The sequence below is a fragment of the Burkholderia mycopellens genome, assembly GCF_964265025.1.
Lineage (GTDB): Bacteria > Pseudomonadota > Gammaproteobacteria > Burkholderiales > Burkholderiaceae > Burkholderia.
The window spans coordinates 2,783,901-2,801,006 of the sequence record NZ_OZ183803.1 but is presented as its reverse complement, the minus strand read 5'-3'; the positions used below and the strand labels follow the sequence as shown (position 1 = coordinate 2,801,006).

The 17,106-nt window shown below is 66.5% G+C and carries 16 protein-coding genes; 9 read left to right on the top strand and 7 right to left on the bottom strand.

What is annotated here, in order from left to right; all coding sequences use genetic code 11:
* Window positions 1–28: 28 nt before the first annotated feature.
* From ACPTTC_RS30700 to ACPTTC_RS30680, 5 genes are all read right to left on the bottom strand, one after another.
* A complete protein-coding gene (locus ACPTTC_RS30700) occupies window positions 29–1,405 on the bottom strand; it encodes a beta strand repeat-containing protein (RefSeq protein ID WP_423395193.1) in 1,377 nt (458 codons plus the stop codon).
* 118 nt (window positions 1,406–1,523) lie between these two features.
* The gene (locus tag ACPTTC_RS30695; RefSeq protein ID WP_423395192.1) at window positions 1,524–2,066 is read right to left on the bottom strand and encodes a hypothetical protein; all 543 of its coding nucleotides are present in this window, start codon (window positions 2,064–2,066) and stop codon (window positions 1,524–1,526) included.
* Window positions 2,067–2,095: 29 nt separating this feature from the next.
* On the bottom strand, window positions 2,096–2,995 hold the full coding sequence (locus tag ACPTTC_RS30690) for a CsgG/HfaB family protein (protein ID WP_423395191.1): 900 nt from the start codon (window positions 2,993–2,995) through the stop codon (window positions 2,096–2,098).
* Between the two features lie 63 nt (window positions 2,996–3,058).
* Window positions 3,059–3,481, bottom strand: a complete 423-nt coding sequence (locus tag ACPTTC_RS30685; RefSeq protein ID WP_244134897.1) for a curli assembly protein CsgF — start codon at window positions 3,479–3,481, stop codon at window positions 3,059–3,061.
* 45 nt (window positions 3,482–3,526) lie between these two features.
* Window positions 3,527–4,093 (bottom strand): CsgE family curli-type amyloid fiber assembly protein, encoded by a 567-nt coding sequence (locus tag ACPTTC_RS30680; RefSeq protein ID WP_423395190.1) that lies wholly within the window; start codon window positions 4,091–4,093, stop codon window positions 3,527–3,529.
* Between the two features lie 499 nt (window positions 4,094–4,592).
* Between ACPTTC_RS30680 and ACPTTC_RS30675 the strand changes: the two genes are divergently transcribed.
* The 7 genes from ACPTTC_RS30675 (at window position 4,593) to ACPTTC_RS30645 (ending at window position 12,635) form a co-directional block, all read left to right on the top strand.
* Entirely contained in the window at window positions 4,593–5,312 is a 720-nt protein-coding gene (locus ACPTTC_RS30675; protein WP_423395189.1) for an SDR family oxidoreductase, read from the top strand.
* A 224-nt stretch (window positions 5,313–5,536) separates the two neighbouring features.
* Complete coding sequence (locus ACPTTC_RS30670) at window positions 5,537–7,495, top strand: arylsulfatase (protein ID WP_423395188.1); 1,959 nt, start codon at window positions 5,537–5,539, stop codon at window positions 7,493–7,495.
* 14 nt (window positions 7,496–7,509) lie between these two features.
* Window positions 7,510–8,559: a formylglycine-generating enzyme family protein gene (locus tag ACPTTC_RS30665; RefSeq protein WP_423395187.1), complete on the top strand. Its 1,050-nt coding sequence runs from the start codon at window positions 7,510–7,512 to the stop codon at window positions 8,557–8,559.
* Window positions 8,556–9,365: a MetQ/NlpA family lipoprotein gene (locus tag ACPTTC_RS30660; RefSeq protein WP_423395186.1), complete on the top strand. Its 810-nt coding sequence runs from the start codon at window positions 8,556–8,558 to the stop codon at window positions 9,363–9,365. Before ACPTTC_RS30665 ends, ACPTTC_RS30660 begins: the two co-directional genes overlap by 4 nt.
* Window positions 9,359–10,345: a YkgJ family cysteine cluster protein gene (locus ACPTTC_RS30655; RefSeq protein ID WP_423395185.1), complete on the top strand. Its 987-nt coding sequence runs from the start codon at window positions 9,359–9,361 to the stop codon at window positions 10,343–10,345. The genes ACPTTC_RS30660 and ACPTTC_RS30655 overlap by 7 nt, the downstream gene beginning before the upstream one ends.
* A gap of 65 nt (window positions 10,346–10,410) precedes the next feature.
* On the top strand, window positions 10,411–10,737 hold the full coding sequence (locus tag ACPTTC_RS30650; RefSeq protein WP_175954362.1) for an antibiotic biosynthesis monooxygenase family protein: 327 nt from the start codon (window positions 10,411–10,413) through the stop codon (window positions 10,735–10,737).
* 197 nt (window positions 10,738–10,934) lie between these two features.
* Window positions 10,935–12,635, top strand: a complete 1,701-nt coding sequence (locus ACPTTC_RS30645; RefSeq protein WP_423395184.1) for a hypothetical protein — start codon at window positions 10,935–10,937, stop codon at window positions 12,633–12,635.
* A 93-nt stretch (window positions 12,636–12,728) separates the two neighbouring features.
* On the opposite strand, the gene ACPTTC_RS30640 is transcribed toward ACPTTC_RS30645, so the two are convergent.
* Both ACPTTC_RS30640 and ACPTTC_RS30635 read right to left on the bottom strand, forming a co-directional pair.
* Entirely contained in the window at window positions 12,729–13,634 is a 906-nt protein-coding gene (locus tag ACPTTC_RS30640; protein WP_423395183.1) for a hypothetical protein, read from the bottom strand.
* 178 nt (window positions 13,635–13,812) lie between these two features.
* Window positions 13,813–14,745, bottom strand: coding sequence for a LysR family transcriptional regulator (locus ACPTTC_RS30635; protein WP_423395182.1), 933 nt, complete (start codon window positions 14,743–14,745; stop codon window positions 13,813–13,815).
* Window positions 14,746–14,951: 206 nt separating this feature from the next.
* Here ACPTTC_RS30635 and ACPTTC_RS30630 point away from each other — a divergent pair, with 206 nt between their 5' ends.
* Complete coding sequence (locus ACPTTC_RS30630) at window positions 14,952–15,725, top strand: putative hydro-lyase (protein WP_423395181.1); 774 nt, start codon at window positions 14,952–14,954, stop codon at window positions 15,723–15,725.
* A gap of 78 nt (window positions 15,726–15,803) precedes the next feature.
* A complete protein-coding gene (locus ACPTTC_RS30625; protein WP_423395180.1) occupies window positions 15,804–17,102 on the top strand; it encodes an MFS transporter in 1,299 nt (432 codons plus the stop codon).
* Window positions 17,103–17,106 lie beyond the last annotated feature (4 nt).

The window sequence follows — 17,106 nt, the reverse complement described above, 5'->3', positions numbered from 1 at the left end:
TCCGGCCTTTTCGTTACACCGGCGGCGCTCAGTGCTGCTTGATCGATGCGGTGTTGTTGAAGCCGTTCTGGCTGATGCTCGCGTAGTTCGCGTTGCCTTGCTGTACCAGCGTGGCGTTGTTGTTGTAGCCGATCTGCGTCACGTAGCCCTGGTTACCCGTGCCCGACACCTGCGATGCGTTGATGAGGTTGAAGCCGCCGACCTGCGAGAGGCTCAGCACGTCATCCGCGCCCGTCTGCGACGCATTGGCGTAGTTGCCGATGTCACCCGACTGGTTCACCGTCGCCGTCGAGCCCGATGCCGCCAATTGCGTCACATACGCCTGGTTGTCCGCCGAACCTTGCGTGATCGATGCCGTCGAACCGGCCGAGCTGCTTTGCGTGATCGACGCCGTGTTGAACGCGGCCGTTTGCGTGATGGACGCGCCGTTGCCGAAGCCATACTGCTGCGTGATCGTCGCGTTGTTCGACGGGGCCGACTGGTTGATCGTCGCGTTGTCGCCGAACTCGAACCACTGATTGACCGTTGCGTTGTTGCCGTCCGTGGTCTGCGTGATCGACGTCGTGTTGCCGGCCGCCGCGAGCTGGTTCACCGTTGCGTTGTTGCCGTTCACGCCGCCCGATTGCGAAATCGTCGTCACGTTGCCGCCGCCGAACGACGAGTTCACGTTGGCGGTTTCGGTGCCGCTCTGCGTCGTCGTAACCTGGTCGCCCCCTTCGGCGAACTGCGTCACGTTGGCGTTGGTCGTGCCGCCCGTTTGCGTGATCGACGTCACGTTCGCGGCACCCCAGGTCGTCTGGACGTTCGCGGTGCCGTTGTTGCCGGTCTGCGTGATGCCGACGGTGTTGAAGGCGGTGTCCGTCTGCGTCACGGTCGCGTTGTTGCCGATCGCCGACTGGCTCGGCGTGCCCTGGTTGATCGTGACGGTGTTCCAGCCGCCGCCCTGTTGCGAGATCGACGCGCTGTCGATGTAGCTGTACTGGTTGATCGTGTTGGTGTCGTATTGCGGGCCGCCTGTGTAGGCCGACGTCGTCTGCGTGATGTTCGCCGAGAAATCGCCGCCGCCCGACTGCGTCACGTAGTTCTTCTCGTTCGACGTGCCCGTTTGCGACACGTTCACGCTCGAATACGGCTGCGCCCACCAGGAGTTCTGCTGGATCACGGTCGTGTCGCCGCTGCCGCCCTGGGTCGTCACGTTGGCGACGAACCCGTAGCGGGGATCGTTGCCGGCTGCCGACTGGCTGATCGACACCGAATCACCGGTCGTCGCCGTCTGTTCGACGGTCGCCGAGTTGAAGTTGCCGGATTGCCCGATGTTCACGGTGTTTCCCGATGAATCGGCCTGTGCGGCAGCCGATGCGAGCATCAGCACCGCGATTGCGATTGCAGACTTGGTCACCTTCATTTCTTGCTCCTGATTCGAAAGAAAATTCGCCGGAAAAGTGGGTCTTTTGCCGGCACCCCCGCCAATTGAGCGCGCTCTCACGCCCCACACCTCACACCACTTGCAAACTGCGTAGCCGTTACCGCGTCAGCACCGTTGCGCGCGCACCGTTGCCGGTCTGGATCACCTGGATGCCGGTGTTCGATCCGCCCTGCACGATGTTCACCGCGTTGTTGCTGCCGTTCTGCGTAACGCGCGCCGACAGCGACGTGCCGACCTGCGTCGCATCGACCGAATTACCGGCACCGTTTTGTTGCACCTGCAACGTGTTGCCGTTGCCGCGCTGCGTCGCATTCAAGGTGTTGCCGAAGCCGGCCTGCGACGCCGCGATCCAGTTCTGCGCGCCGGTCTGCCGCGCGACGATCGAATTGCCGTCGCCGGCCTGCCAGACCAGCGCACCGTTGTGGCCCGCCTGGTCCAGCGACGCGGTATTGCCGGCGCCGCTTTGCTGGACCGCGACGATGTTGCCGCTGTAGTCGAACGCCGGTTCGGGCGGGCCGAGATCGCTGAGCGGCACCGGTGCCGCCGACGCGGCCTGCATGGCCGCTGCCGCCCACACGGTCGCGAGCCCCCGCCGCATCACGCGGGCGCGGCCGTTCCGATCACGCTGTCGATTCATCATGTTTTCTCCGCTGGCCGGCCTGGTGCCGGTTAATGAGTGGACGCAACCGGACGTTCGATCTTCTGCGGGTCGTACGCGGTGTTCGCGTCTTCCATGTCCTGCGCGTATTGCCGGTCTTCCTGCAGATAGCGCTGCATCGTCGGGTCGTACCAGTCCTGGTCGTTCTTCAGCGCCCAGGTCTGGTTCGCGACGCCCTGGACGATCAGGTGCGTGAGCGCCGATTCGATCGCTTCGTTGACGCAGATCTGCGCGGGTTCGTTACGCGTCAGCCCGACTTCGGCCTGCAGCAGGTCCTTGAAGCCGACGAAGCGATAGACGCCCGTGTCGACCTGGTAGGAGTAGACGGTCTTGGTCGTCGACACGCTGTTGAGCACCTGGCCCGTGCGGATGTCGATCGCGCGCAGGTTGACGGTGACCTGGTCGACCCGGTATTGCGTCGACCCGCTGATCCCGAGGTAGGCGACGCCGGCCCCGCCGGTCCGCACGTTCGTGTCGTAGCCGACGATGCCGCCCTCGAGCACGATGTTCGCGGGCAAGAGCGGCGCCATCGCATCGTTCTGCGCCTTCTTCGCATCCGCGCCGTCGGTGGCGCGCATGATCTTGCGTTCGGTCAGCAGATCCTGCAGGTTCTCGCGTTCCACCGGCGTGAACCAGCCGGAGTCGCGCATCGCCTTGACGAGGAACGACGCGCCGCCCTGCGTGACCTGCGACGAAAAGGAACTGTCCGGCGATGCCTTGTACTGCCCCGTCAGATCGCGGAAGCCGTAGACGGCCGCGACGATCCTACCCTTCGGCGGCGGAAGGTGCGTGAGGTCGCGCGTGGTGCGTGTCGGCGGCGTCAGCGTCGCGTTGCTCAATGCCGGCATCGGCCGCGTGACGCAGCCGACCAGCGACAGCAGCAATACCGCGCCCACGGCGATGCGTGTCATCCCCGTGTTCAAACGTGTGCGGTCAGCATTTTTTTTCATGATTCGCTCAGTCGTTTTTTCGATTTATTGGCCGTTGCTGACGATGAACGTCGAGGTCGCACCCGTTGTCTTGTCGGTGGTCGTGACCTGCAGGTTGCCGTTGCCGGCCGCACTCACGACGATCGTGAAATTGCCCGTGCTGATCGTCCCCGGCTTGAGTTCGCCGTTGGTGCCGACGATCGAGTTCGTCACCGAGCCCGCGACGCGCGACAGGATCGCCTGCTGCAGCTGCGCATTGAACTGGTCGAGCGACGACGTGGACGTCGACGACGAATAGGCCGACAGCGACGGATCCGTGTGCTTGTTCTGCGCGTTGGCCTCGTTGAGCAGATTGGGGCCGTTTGCCGGGTTGCCGCCGAAGTTCGGGTTGTTGGGCTGATAAACCAGCGTCGACGACCACGAATAGGGCGACACCGCGGTCATCGCGACCAGGGCGATCAAGCTCAATCTGATTCGATTCATTTTCCCTAACCCCTGTTTTTGATTAATCGACTAAATCTCGTCTTTGGCCAGATCCGAATCGGGAAACAGCAAATTCGACAGATCGTCCTGAATGACGGTTTGGAAGGAAATATTGGCGGCGCTTTCGGCCACGGCCCGGACATTTGCCCGTGCGATCGGCAGGAAGGTCTGGAATACGCGCTTTTGCTGGAATTCGACCCAGATCAGGCTGCCGTAACGCCCGGACGGGCGTTCGTGAATGGCGACCATGTAGCGCTCGCTCAGCGGGATTTCCGACCACGTTTGCGAGAAGTAGGTGTAGAAATCGCGGCCGGCGAGCGTCACGGCATCGGTCGTGACCGTGCCGCCGAGCTGGTCTTCCGGAAGGGCGCTGCGGGCGGCGGCCTTGGCGCTGGCCGACGCGGCGCCGGTGGCCGGCTTCGCCGCGGCCGGGCCCGCGCCGGGCGCGGGTCTCGGTGCTTCAAGGACGCGTTCGGCGTTCAGCAGCGTCGAGGGCGGCGCAATCGGATGTCCGCCGTTCGCCGCGGCGGCCGGCGGCGCGTCGACGGTGTCTTGTGCCGGTGCGCGTGCCGTCGCGAATAGCGACAGGCACGTCACGGCCCCCCAGGCCCATCGCCTGCTTGCACTCGATACCATTTCCCCGACCCCGGAATCATTTGTACGAAATAGGGCGCCGCCCGATTTTCGGGTGATTCGTTCCTGGTCGAACGCGGCACATGGTGGGGGGAGTCAGCAAGACGCATGCCTGCCGTTTTTTAAATGGCATATTTTTTTAAGTCGTTATTCGTCTAATTTTTGTGTTGCATATTTTGCGTCACGCAAAACGTTTGCGAGTTCGATATTCATTAACAAACTTTCTTTTATAAATGGAGCATTACAATTAAATCAGACGATATTTCAGGAAAATCATGATTTGGAAATTCCCGGCGAGGCTGACGCGGAGAAAACGTAACGTGTTGCTACGGGGTCGCGCGTAACGACACGACGTAACGTCCCGTTACGCACGTAGAATCGTCCGATGAAAGCCCAGGTTCCGGGGCTCCGCCCCGGAAACATCCTTCCACGCCATTCATGTGAATGAACTTCGGGAGCACTCATGTCATCTCGCACGTATCTCGTCACCGGCGCATCGCGCGGCATCGGCCTTGCGGTCAGCGCGTTGCTCGCACATCGAGGCCATCGCGTCATCGGTCTCGCGCGTCACACACAGGACATCGATTTCCCCGGCGAATTGCGCGCGTGCGACCTCGCCGACATCGAACAGACGGCGGCCACCCTTGCACGCGTCAGTGAGCAGCACGACGTCGACGGCATCGTGAACAACGCCGGCATCGTGTTGCCGCAACCGCTTGGACGGATTGATTTCCCGTCGCTGCAGACCGTGTTCGATCTCAACGTGCGGGCCGCGATTCAGGTTACGCAGCACTTTGCGGATGCGATGAAGGCGCGTGGCCACGGGCGCATCGTCAACATCTGCAGCCGTGCGATTTTCGGCAGCCTCGATCGCACCGCGTATTCCGCCGCGAAGAGCGCGCTCGTCGGCTGCACGCGCACGTGGGCGCTCGAACTGGCCGAACATGGCGTGACCGTCAACGCGGTTGCGCCAGGGCCGATCGAGACGGAACTGTTCCGGCAGACGCGGCCCGTCGGCAGCGAAGCCGAACGCAAGGTGCTCGCGACGATCCCCGCGCGCCGGCTCGGCACGGCCGACGATGTGGCGGCCGCGATCGCGTTCTTCCTGTCGGACGAAGCCGCTTTTGTCACGGGGCAGGTGCTGGCCGTGGATGGCGGCGGCAGTCTCGGCGGGCGGAGTTGATGCCGAAGTTGAAGCGTCGGAAGCCGTAGACGCGGGGGCCCGGCAGCGGCCGGTTTCGGCGCGTATCGGGGGCGGGGGGGGGCGCGCCCATGTGCGCGCGCTGATAGCGGGCATTCTGCTTGCGCGCATATTCCGCCATCCCGTTAGCATGTGACGAATCGGACTTTGGGCGCCGCGCGCACGACGCTAAGATCGCCGCTCCCGTAGATCGAGCGTTCAGAACAATGAAAAAGTCCGCGTCGCCGTTGCATGCCTTTCGTTTCCGTGTCGTCTGCGCCGCGATTGCCGGCGCGTTGTCGCTCGCATCGTGCGGCGGCGTCGACAGCGAGACGCCGTCGCCACAGACGAACACCACGCCGCCGCTGGCCGCGAAACGCCCGAACATCCTGTACATCATGGCCGACGATCTCGGCTATTCCGACATCCATGCATTCGGCGGCGAGATCAACACGCCGAACCTCGACGCGCTCGTCGCGTCGGGCCGCATCCTGTCGAACCATCACACGGGCACCGTCTGCGCGATCACGCGCGCGATGCTGGTGTCCGGCACCGACCACCATCTCGTCGGCGAAGGCACGATGGGCGTGCCGACCGACGAACGGCGCGGGCTGCCCGGCTACGAGGGCTACCTGAACGACCGTGCATTGTCGTTCGCACAACTATTGAAGGATGCCGGTTACCACACCTACATCGCGGGCAAGTGGCACATCGGCTCGGGGATCGTCGGCAGTGCGACGGGCAGCGGACAGACGCCCGACCAGTGGGGCTTCGAGCGCAGCTACGTGCTGCTCGGCGGCGCGGCGACGAACCACTTCGCGCACGAGCCCGCCGGCTCGTCGAACTACACGGAAGACGGCCGCTACGTGCAGCCTGGCCAGCCCGGTCAACCGGGCGGCGCGGGCGGCAGTCCGGCCGTGTTCTATTCGACCGATTTCTATACGCAGAAGCTGATCTCGTACATCGATGCGAACCGGCGCGACGGCAAGCCGTTCTTCGCGTACGCGGCCTACACGTCGCCGCACTGGCCGCTGCAGGTGCCCGATCCGTGGCTGCACAAGTATGCCGGCGTGTATGACGCCGGCTACGACGCGATCCGTAACGCGCGGATCGCGCGGCAGAAGGCGCTCGGCCTGATCCCCGCCGATTTCAAGCCGTTCGACGGCTTGCCTGAAACGACGGCCGCGTCGCCCGCGACCGCGAACAACGGCACGCCTGCCGCGAAATACATCAGCGCGGTGCATTCGGCCGCGGACGGCTACAGCGACTACGGCCCCGGCAAGGTCGACAAGCTGTGGTCGAGCCTGTCGCCGGCCGAGCGCCGTGCGCAGGCGCGCTACATGGAGATCTATGCGGGGATGGTCGAGAACCTCGACTACAACATCGGCCTCCTGATCCAGCACCTGAAGGACATCGGCGAATACGACAACACGTTCATCATGTTCCAGTCGGACAACGGCGCGGAAGGCTGGCCGATCGATTCGGGCGCGGACCCGACGGCGACCGACACCGCGAACGGTCAGGCGCCGATCTACGCGACGCTCGGCACCGACAACGGCAAGCAGAACGCGCAGCGCCTGCAATACGGGCTGCGCTGGGCCGAGGTGAGCGCGTCGCCGTTCCGGCTCACGAAGGGGTATTCGGCCGAAGGCGGTGTGTCGACGCCGACGATCGTGCGCCTGCCGGGCCAGACGCAGCAGCTGCCGACGCTGCGCGCATTCACGCACGTGACCGACAACACGGCGACGTTCCTCGCGGTCGCGGGCGTCACGCCGCCGTCGCAGCCGGCGCCGCCGCTCGTCAACACGCTGACGGGCGTCGATCAGAACAAGGGCAAGGTGATCTACAACAACCGCTACGTGTATCCGGTCACCGGCCAGTCGCTGTTGCCGGTGTTGACGGGCACGGCGACGGGCGAGGTGCATACCGCGCCGTTCGGCGACGAAGCGTACGGCCGTGCCTACCTGCGCAGCGCCGACGGTCGCTGGAAGGCATTGTGGACCGAGCCGCCGCTCGGGCCGCTCGACGGTCACTGGCAGCTGTACGACCTCGCGTCGGATCGCGGCGAGACGACCGACGTGTCCGCGCAGAATCCGTCGGTGATCAGCACGCTCGTCGACCAGTGGAAGACCTACATGAGCAACGTCGGCGGGGTCGAACCGCTGCGTCCGCGCGGCTACTACTGAACCGGGGCGACACGATGCGGTTCCGGTTCTGGACGATCGGCGCGGCGCTTGCCGCCACGCTGTTCGCCGCCGCGTTCGCGGCCGGCTATGCCAATCCCGTCGCACCGGCGGGTGACGCATTCGACGACGCGAATCGCGGCCGCGCGCTCGCCCCGCTCGGCTCGGAGCGCCAATGCGCGCGCTATTCGGGGTTGCCGGCGGGGTGGCGAGACGACCCGAAGGCCGGGATGGTGCACCTGCGCGGCGGCGCGTTCGTGTTCGGCAGCACGCGCGGCTACGCGGACGAGCGCCCGGTCGGCGACGGTCGCACGCGTGTCGGCGGATTCTGGATCGACCAGACCGACGTGACGATCGCGCAGTTCGCCGCGTTCGTGCAGGCGACCGGTTACGTGACCGAGGCCGAGCAGCAGGATGGGGCGGCCGTGTTTCATGTGCCGACGCGCGACGAGATGAACGCGCGTGACCTGGCGTGGTGGTCATGGGTGAAGGGCGCATCGTGGCGTCATCCGCGCGGGCCGGGCAGCGGCGTCGACGGGCTCGGCAACCTGCCCGTCACGCTCGTCACGCAGCGCGATGCGCTCGCTTATGCGCGCTGGCTCGGCCGCGACCTGCCGACCGAGGCCGAATGGGAATACGCGGGCAAGGCCGGCCGCGACGACGCATCGCTCGACGCGGCGCCGCGCGATGCGCAGGGCAAGCCGGCCGCGAACTACTGGCAGGGCGTGTTCCCGGTGCTCGACACGGCCGAGGACGGCCATGCGGGGCTCGCGCCCGTCGGCTGCTACGCGGCGAACGGGTTCCGGCTCTACGACATGATCGGCAACGCATGGGAATGGACCAGGGACGCATACACGGGCCCGCACCAGTCGCACACGAACGGCGACACGGCGGCCGTCGCGCCGCCGACGCGCCGGCACGATACGCCGATGGTCATCAAGGGCGGCTCGTTCCTGTGTTCGCGCGACTACTGCGTGCGTTATCGCGCGTCGTCGCGCGAACAGCAGGAAGCCGATCTCGGCGCGTCGCATATCGGGTTTCGCACGATTCTGAGGGATGCATCATGAAGCGCGTCATGGTTTGCGCGGGCGCGTGGCTGATGGCTGCGTGCGCGGTCGTTCACTCGGGTTTGACCGTTGCCGCCGAATCGGCTGCGCCGGCCGTGCGCGTCGGCGTGACACGCGGTGTGCATGCGCAGATCCTGGACGAAGTGAAGCGGGTCGCCGCGTCGCGAGGATTCGGCGTTGACGTCGTCGAATTCGACGATGCATCGCGCATCGACGCGGCGCTGGCCGATGGCCGGATCGACGCGGCCAGCTTCGAGGATGCGCAACAGCTTGCCGCGACGCGCGCGCGGAAGCGCTACGCGCTGACCGAAATCGCGCCGACCGTCACGCTGCCGATGGCGCTCTATTCGCGCAGGCTGAAGAACCTGAACGAACTGCGGCCCGGTGCGACGGTCGCGATTCCCGCCGATCCGCGCGGGATGGCGCGCGCGCTCGTGCTGCTGCAGAACGACACGCTGGTGACGCTGCGCGAGCGGGCCGGCCTGCACGCGACGCTGCGCGACGTGACCGGCAACCGGCTCGGGCTGAAGCTCGTCGCACTGCGGCGCGATCGCCTTTACGCGGCGCTCGACACGGCCGCGTTCGTCGCGATCGACAGCGACGATGCCGCGCGCGCCGGGCTGCAACCCGCGCGCGACAGCATCAGCCTCGAGGATGCGCGCTCGCCGTATGCGAACGTGCTGACGGTGCGCGAGGCCGATCGCACGAAGCCGTGGGTGACGCAACTCGTCGCTGCGTATCACTCGGACGACGTCGCGCGCTTCATCCTCACGCGCTACCAGGATTCGGTACGGCGGCCGTGGTAGAGACCTATCTGCTCGCATGCAACGCATGCGGACGCTGCTGCAACAGCGCACCGGCGCTGTCGTTGCGCGAACTGTTCCGGCATCGGCATCGCTTCGTCGGTGCGCTGGCGATCCGTCGCGTGCCGAAGCGGCGCATGGGCGAGCGCTGGCGCGCCGGCGGCCGCGAGTACGCGCTCGATGCGGACGACGTCGCGGCTTCCGATGCACTGGCGGCGCGGTTGTTTCACCGCACCGGCGGCGGGGGAGCCGAATGGATCGCGCTGACGCTGCAGGGCTACGACTATCCGTCGCTTGGCCGTTGCGCGGCGCTGGCCGAAGACGGACGCTGCAGCGTGCATGCGGACAAGCCGTCGATCTGCCGCGCGGTGCCGCTCGATCCGTTGCTGCCGGACCGGTTGCAGCCCCGCGTGCTGGCCGCGCGGCGCGACGACGCGGCGTGGCTCGGCGCGAACTGCATCGTCGAAACGGCGCGCACGCAATCGTCCGCTGAATCTTCATTTCCGATTCCGCTGGTGACGGCCGGGGAGGTCGCGGATCGTGCGGCGCTCGACGCGTATCGCGAAGCGCTCGTGTTCGAGCGCGTGGTGTGGCGAGATGCGGTGTTCGCATCGTTGACCGATGGCGGGCAGGACGTGCGGCATGCGCTGTCGCGGCTTGCGCCGGGCGGCTACCTGACCGTGTCGATCGCGCCGGTCTTGTTGGCCGTTGCATCGGTGTCCGCGCATTGCCACGCGCTGTGCATGGCGTTCATCGATGCGCAACTCGCGCTGATCGGTATGAACATTGAAGCAGCACTCGCGCGCCGGCTGGCCGACGACCGTCCCGCGACGCGTGAGTTGCGCGGCTTCGCACAGGCGCTCGAACGCGCACGACAGGCGTTGGCCGCGCTGCCGGCGCCCGCTGTCGGCATGCGTGAAGACGCACCGCGCATCGACGCGTGGCTCTCCGGTCGCCCCGACTTCGATACGCTCGCCGCGTGACGGTCTCTGCATGTTGCATTTGTCTTACAATCGGCGCTCTTTCAATCGCTTTCGATGGAGCGGGCATGTACGCGTCGACTTTCATTTTCCGTGCCGGGCAATACGACGACGAATTCCACCGGCTCGACCGGCAGATCGCCGATATGGCGCGCACGACGCCCGGTTATCTCGGCGAGGAGACGTGGGAGAGCGCCGAATCGGGGCTGATCCAGAACGTCTACTACTGGGAGTCGGAGGCCGCGCTGCAGCAGCTGATGCAGCACCCGGCGCATCTCGAGGCAAAGACGAAGCAGGCGCGCTGGCTGGACGGCTATCGCGTCGTGATTTCAAAAGTGCTGCGCGAGTATGGCGACGGCAAGCTCACGCAGCCGCATGCGGGGCAACCCGCCTGAATGGCTGTCTGATTCATTTCTTTCGCATTACGGATCAATAACGAGGCGCTGCGCTCGACAGCCCGGGTTGGCGCGCGGGTTTCCCCGCGCTCGTGTGCAATCAATTCTTCATCAAGCATGGCTAAGGTGGCGGGGCTTCACGTCGTCAGTCTGTCCACCAACAACATCCTCACTCGATGTCGTACGGAGCCTTGTCCATGCCGAATTTCGCCTTGTCCGCGAAGCGCCGCCGCGCGCTGCGCGATCGTACCGTTCCTGTCTTCGCACTGACGCTGATTGCCGCGAGCATCGGCGTGCACGCTGCCCCGCATGACAACGACGGCGACAGCCGTCTTACGCCGGGCTTCGTGCCGGGTTTCCTGGTTCTCAGCCGCAGCGTGTACGACAACGTGTCGAGCAACGTCCAGCCCGGCGCGATCCTGCCGCCGAACTGCGCGAAGACCACCGGCGGGTGCGGCACGGCATCCGGCGCGCCGAGCGACGGCACCTATCCTTACGTGTGGAACAACGACCGCTACGACGGCAGCTTCGGCATCACTTCGCGCATCTTCCTCGACCAGATCACGCCGGCCGGCGGTGTCGTCAGCACGCTCGAAGTGCCGAACAGCCTGCAGAAAGGCTTCGCGCGCGACCAGATGGTGACGAGCTTCAGCTCGAAGTCGGAACTCGGCCTGCACCTGTCGCTCGACGGCAACTATCTGACGTTCATGGGCTACGTCGCACCGGTCAACGCAATCGACGTGTCGAACTCGAACACGCCGCTCGCGGTCGATACGACGAACCCGGACGGGCAGACCTTCTATCGCGCGATCGCGCGCATCGATCGCCACGGGCATTTCCGCTTCACCGAGACGAATGCGTACAGCGGCAACAACGGCCGCGCGGCGATCCTGAACAATCGCGACGGCCGTGAGCTTTACTACACGTCGGGCAACGCCGGCAACGGCTCGAACCCGCAGCCGGACAACGTGATCCTCGGCGCGGGCGCCCAGCTCATCGACGGCGCGAAGCATCACGAAGCGCAGCAGGATCCGGGCGTGCCGACGCCGCTCGCGAGCTTCTCGGTCACGGCACTCGGCGCGAAGGCCGACAAGGTCGGCAAGGACGACAACTTCCGCGGTATCACGGTGCACGACAACGTCGTGTACTACACGAAGGGCAGCGGCGGCAACGGCGTGAACACCGTGTACTTCGTCGATACGACCGGCACCGCGTGCCCGTCGGGCGTCGGCGTGCCGTCGCCGAAGGCCGCGCTGCCGACGGCGCCGCTCGCCTACAACGCGGCCACGCTGCAGACGGCTGGCCTGCCGAACAACATGTGCGTGCTGGCCGGCTTCCCGACCACGCTGAACAAGACCGCGACGACGCTCTCCTATCCGTTCGGGATCTGGTTCGCCGACGCGAACACGCTCTATGTCGCGGACGAAGGCGACGGCTATACGGGCGGCGCGGACCTGTATACGCATGCCGCTGCACAGACCACGGCTGGCTTGCAGAAGTGGGTGTACGACGCAGGGGCGAAGCAGTGGAAGCTCGCATACACGCTGCAGAACGGGTTGAACCTCGGTCAGCCGTATTCGGTCGCAGGCTATCCGGCGGGCAACAATTCGGCGACGGGCCTGCCGTGGGCACCGGCGACGGCCGGCCTGCGCAACCTGACGGGCCGCGTCGAACGCGACGGCACGGTGACGATCTGGGCGATCACGTCGACGGTCAGCGGCAACGGCGATATCGGTGCGGATCCGAACCGGCTGGTTGCCGTGCGTGACGTGCTGAAGAACACCAGCGCGGCGACGGCTGCGCACGAGCAGTTCGCCGTGCTAAGGACGGCGAAGTTTGCGGAAGTGCTGCGGGGGATCGAGTTCGCGCCGGGGACGGATACGGGGCGGTGGCACTGAAGCAGGTGAGCGCCCGGCGGGCTGATGCCGGGTGATACAGGCACGGCCGCGGGTTTCCGCGGCCGTGCCCTTCGACTTTGTCGAGGCGCGGGTTCAGTCGGTGCGTTGCGCAACGCCGTCTTCCGGTTCCGCCCGCGCCGCGCGCTGCCAGATCGGGAAGACCGCGTTCTGGACCGACGTCTGCGCGTCGATGACCTTGCGGTGGTCGATGCCAGGCAGGTCGAGCAGCCGATCCACGGCCGCTTTCGCGCCTTCGGCGTCCTGCGGGAACCCGCACGCGAACTGCTTGTTCATATCGAACAGGATCCACCACACATCCGATTCGTACGGCCCCAGGTCGTTGGTTTCGATCGCGACCGCGCCGAGGTCGGACAGCGCGATTCCGTGCGTTGCGCCTTTCGGGTCGGTCGCCTCGATGCGCGTATCGGTCGCGGTCACGACCCAGCGGCTCGGCGGGATGGGCGAAACGGGCGGTGACGGCGCGGTGCCGGGTTGCGCCGCGTCGCCGGAATCGGCTGGCGCGGCGGCATCCGTCGCATTCATCGAATCGACCGGGTCATCCGGCGCGATCACCGCCGCCGGCGCGACGGCGTCCTTCTTCATGCGCCCGCCAATCCACGGCAATGCGGCGCCGCCAACCATCGCCGCAATCCACAGGTAGTACCCGATGCCGAATGCGTGGATGGGCTTGAAGTCCGGGCCGGTCGGTATCGTGTGCCATCCGAGTGCGAAGGCCACGACCACGGCGAGCAGCGCGGACACGATGCGGTTCGGCTTGATCAGCGCGACGACCAGCAGCGGGTTGCCGAGCCAGGCGAATTGCAGGTCGAGGATCGCGAGCGGGCCGATCGCGAGCACCATGTAACCGCGCCACCAGTCTATTGCGCCAGCCGCATTCGGCGGTTCGGCGGCGACCGGCAGCAGCAGCGACACGACGTACAGCGCGACGATGACGGCGCGCGCGAGGTTCAGGCGAGCGGAAGCGGGGCGAGTCTGCATGTTGCCCTCCTGTTGTGCAGGCGCGTGCGAAGCGGGCAATACCGGACGGCCGTGCCGGCATTCTCGACACGTGGCGCGCACGCGTCGCCGGCGATTGTGGGCGATTGTGGGTGATTCGGGCGGCGATGTCGAATCCGTGCCGGCTGCCCGGCGTCGCCACCCGCCGGCCCGCACCGCATCAAAGCGCTTCGACCAGCAACCGCTTGCTCTTCTCGCAGTACTCGTGACAGGCGGCCCGCGCCGCGATCGATGCGCCATGCACGAATCTCGGCGCGTCCGCCCGCCGCGACATCGACACGACGATCGACGGCGGCGAAGGCTGCAGCGGCAGCTCCACGACTTCACCACTTTCGATCAACGCATCGACGAACAGCACCGGAATCGCCGCGACGCCGAACCCGTCGCGCACGAGCTGCACGATCACCGAGATCGACGGCGACCCGGTGATGCGCGTGTCCGACAGCGGCACGCCGTGCGCGTGCGCGAGCGTACGGACGATATCCTCGAGCGCCCGGTGGGGCGCCGTACCGCGCCCGTAAGTGAGGATCGGCTGGCGCAGCACCTGCCGCGCGAGCCCCGTGCGCGTGTTCGGCAGCAGCCCCGCGCGCGCGATCCAGCGCACCGGATAGTTCGCGAGCGCATCGCACACGACCGACGCCTCGTCGCTGCCTTCCACGCGGATGATCAGGTCGAGCTCACCCGCCATCAGCCGGCGCTGCAGCACGACGCTGACGTCGACGGTCAGGTCGATCTCGAGTTGCGGATAGTCGGCCGCCAGCCGCCGCATGTAGTGCGGCAGCCAGCTGTGCACGACGGTCTCGATCACGCCGAGCCGCAGCTTGCCGCGCAGCGCGCGCTCGCCGGAGGCGGCGGCCAGCAGCTCCTGGGTCGCCTCGACCACGGCTTTCGCATAGCCGAGCAGGTATTCGCCGTTCGGCGTGAGCCGGAATTCGCGGCTGCCGCGGTCGACGAGCACCGTCTGCAGTTCGTCCTCGAGCGCCTTCAGGCGCTGCGAGATCGCGGCCGGCGTCGCGTGCAGTGCGGCGGCCGTCGTGCGGAAGTTGCGCAGCTTCGCGAGCGTGACGAAGGTTTCGAGAAAACGCGTGTTCATGGCGGTCGGGCGATGGGGCGGATGCGCACTTTGCCGGTGAAGAAAAGTGAACGGAGCCTGGGAAAACCCCAAGATCCGTTAAGAAATTCTATACGCGAAGCGCAGAAAAACTCGTTGGCGACAAAATTTTTTCTTTTCTATTCTTCGCCGTATCCGATGACACGGCACCGTCATCCCGACGACATACCGATCTGCGACAGACCCTCATGACCCCTTCCGAATTCCGCCAGTCCGTGCGCCACGGCGCGTTCCGCGGCCCGACCGCCGGCCACTGCGGCCCGTACGCGCAAGCGAACCTCGCGATCCTGCCCGAGGCGGTCGCGCACGATTTCCTGCGCTTCTGCCAGGCGAACCCGAAAGCCTGCCCGCTGCTGGGCGTCGGCGAACCGGGTGCGTTCCGGGTCGACGCGCTCGGCGAGGATCTCGACATCCGCACCGACGTGCCGAGCTACAACGTCTACCGCGACGGCCGTCTGACCGAACGCGTCGAGTCGCTGGAAGCACTGTGGCGCGACGATTTCGTCGTATTCGCGATCGGATGCTCGTTTTCGTTCGAGGACATGCTGGCCCGCGAAGGGATTGGCCTGCGCCATGTGGAGGAGGGGCGTAACGTGCCGATGTACCGCACGTCGATTCCGAACCGCCGCGCGGGGATCTTCGGCGGCCAGCTCGTCGTGTCGATGCGGCCGATGCGCGGCGCCGACGCGATCCGCGCGGTGCAGATCACGAGCCGGTTTCCGGGCGTGCACGGCGCGCCGATCCATCTCGGCGATCCGCGCGAACTGGGCATCGTCGATCTGAACGCCCCCGAATTCGGCGACGCGGTGACGATCCGCGACGGCGAGCTGCCGGTGTTCTGGGCCTGCGGCGTGACGCCGCAAACCGCGCTGATGGACGCGAAGCTGCCGATCGCGATCGCGCATACGCCCGGCCACATGCTGATGACCGACATCACGAACGCATCGCTGGCCGTATTCTGAGCCGGGGCGACGACCACCCGCACGACACACCGCACGCACGATCGCCATTTGACGGCGCACAACGACAGGAGCATCACCATGGAAAGCAAGACCCTCGCGGCCCCCGCCGCCGAGCCCGCGCCCCTCGAGCGTAGCGGCCTGTTCTCGTGGTACGGCGACGCGCAGCCGCGCGAGCGCCGCGCGTTCTGGAGCTGCAAGGTCGGCTACATGCTCGACGGGATGGACACGCAGATGCTGTCGTTCGTGATCCCGACGCTCGTCGCCACCTGGGGCATCTCGCTCGCGGACGCCGGCTTCATCGGCACGGTCACGCTGCTCGCGTCCGCGCTCGGCGGCTGGATCGCCGGCATCCTGTCCGACCGGATCGGCCGCGTGCGCACGCTGCAGCTCACGGTGCTGTGGTTCGCGGTGTTCACCGCGCTGTGCGGGCTCGCGCAGAATTACCACCAGCTGCTCGCCGCGCGCGCGCTGATGGGCTTCGGCTTCGGCGGCGAATGGACGGCCGGCGCGGTGCTGATCGGCGAAGTGATCCGCGCGCGCGACCGCGGCAAGGCGGTCGGTCTCGTGCAGTCGGGCTGGGCGATCGGCTGGGGGCTGTGCGCGCTGCTGTATGCGCTGCTGTTCTCGGTGCTGCCGGCCGAGCAGGCGTGGCGCGCGCTGTTCCTCGTCGGCCTCGCGCCCGCGCTGCTGGTCGTGGCGATCCGCCGCTACGTGAAGGAGCCGGACGTCTACGAGAAGGAGAAGGCCGCGCAGGCGAAAGTAGCCGATGCGCCGCGCCTCACCGAGATCTTCGCGCCGAAGCTGATCACGACGACGCTGCGCGCGGCGCTGCTCACGACCGGCGCGCAGGGCGGCTACTACGCGATCACGACGTGGCTGCCGACTTTCCTGAAGACCGAGCGGCACCTCACGGTGATGGGCACCGGCGGCTATCTCGCGATGATCATCCTCGGCTCGTGGGTCGGCTACCTGACGAGCGCGTACCTGACCGACCGCCTCGGCCGCAAGCCGAACTTCATCCTGTTCGCGGTCGGCTCGATGGCGATCGCGTTCGCGTACACGTCGCTGAACCTCACCAACGCGTCGATGCTGTGGCTCGGCTTCCCGCTCGGCTTCTTCGCGTCGGGCATCTTCTCGGGGATGGGCGCGTTCCTCACCGAGCTGTTCCCGACCCGCGTGCGCGGCTCCGGCCAGGGCTTTTGCTACAACGTGGGCCGCGCGATCGGTGCACTGTTCCCGTTCCTGATCGGTGCGCTGTCCAAGCAATACGGGCTCGGCATGAGCATCGGCATCTTCGCGGTCGCCGCGTACGGCGTGGTGATCGTCGCCGCGCTGACGCTGCCCGAGACACGCGGCCGCGAACTCGACGCCGCTTGAGCGG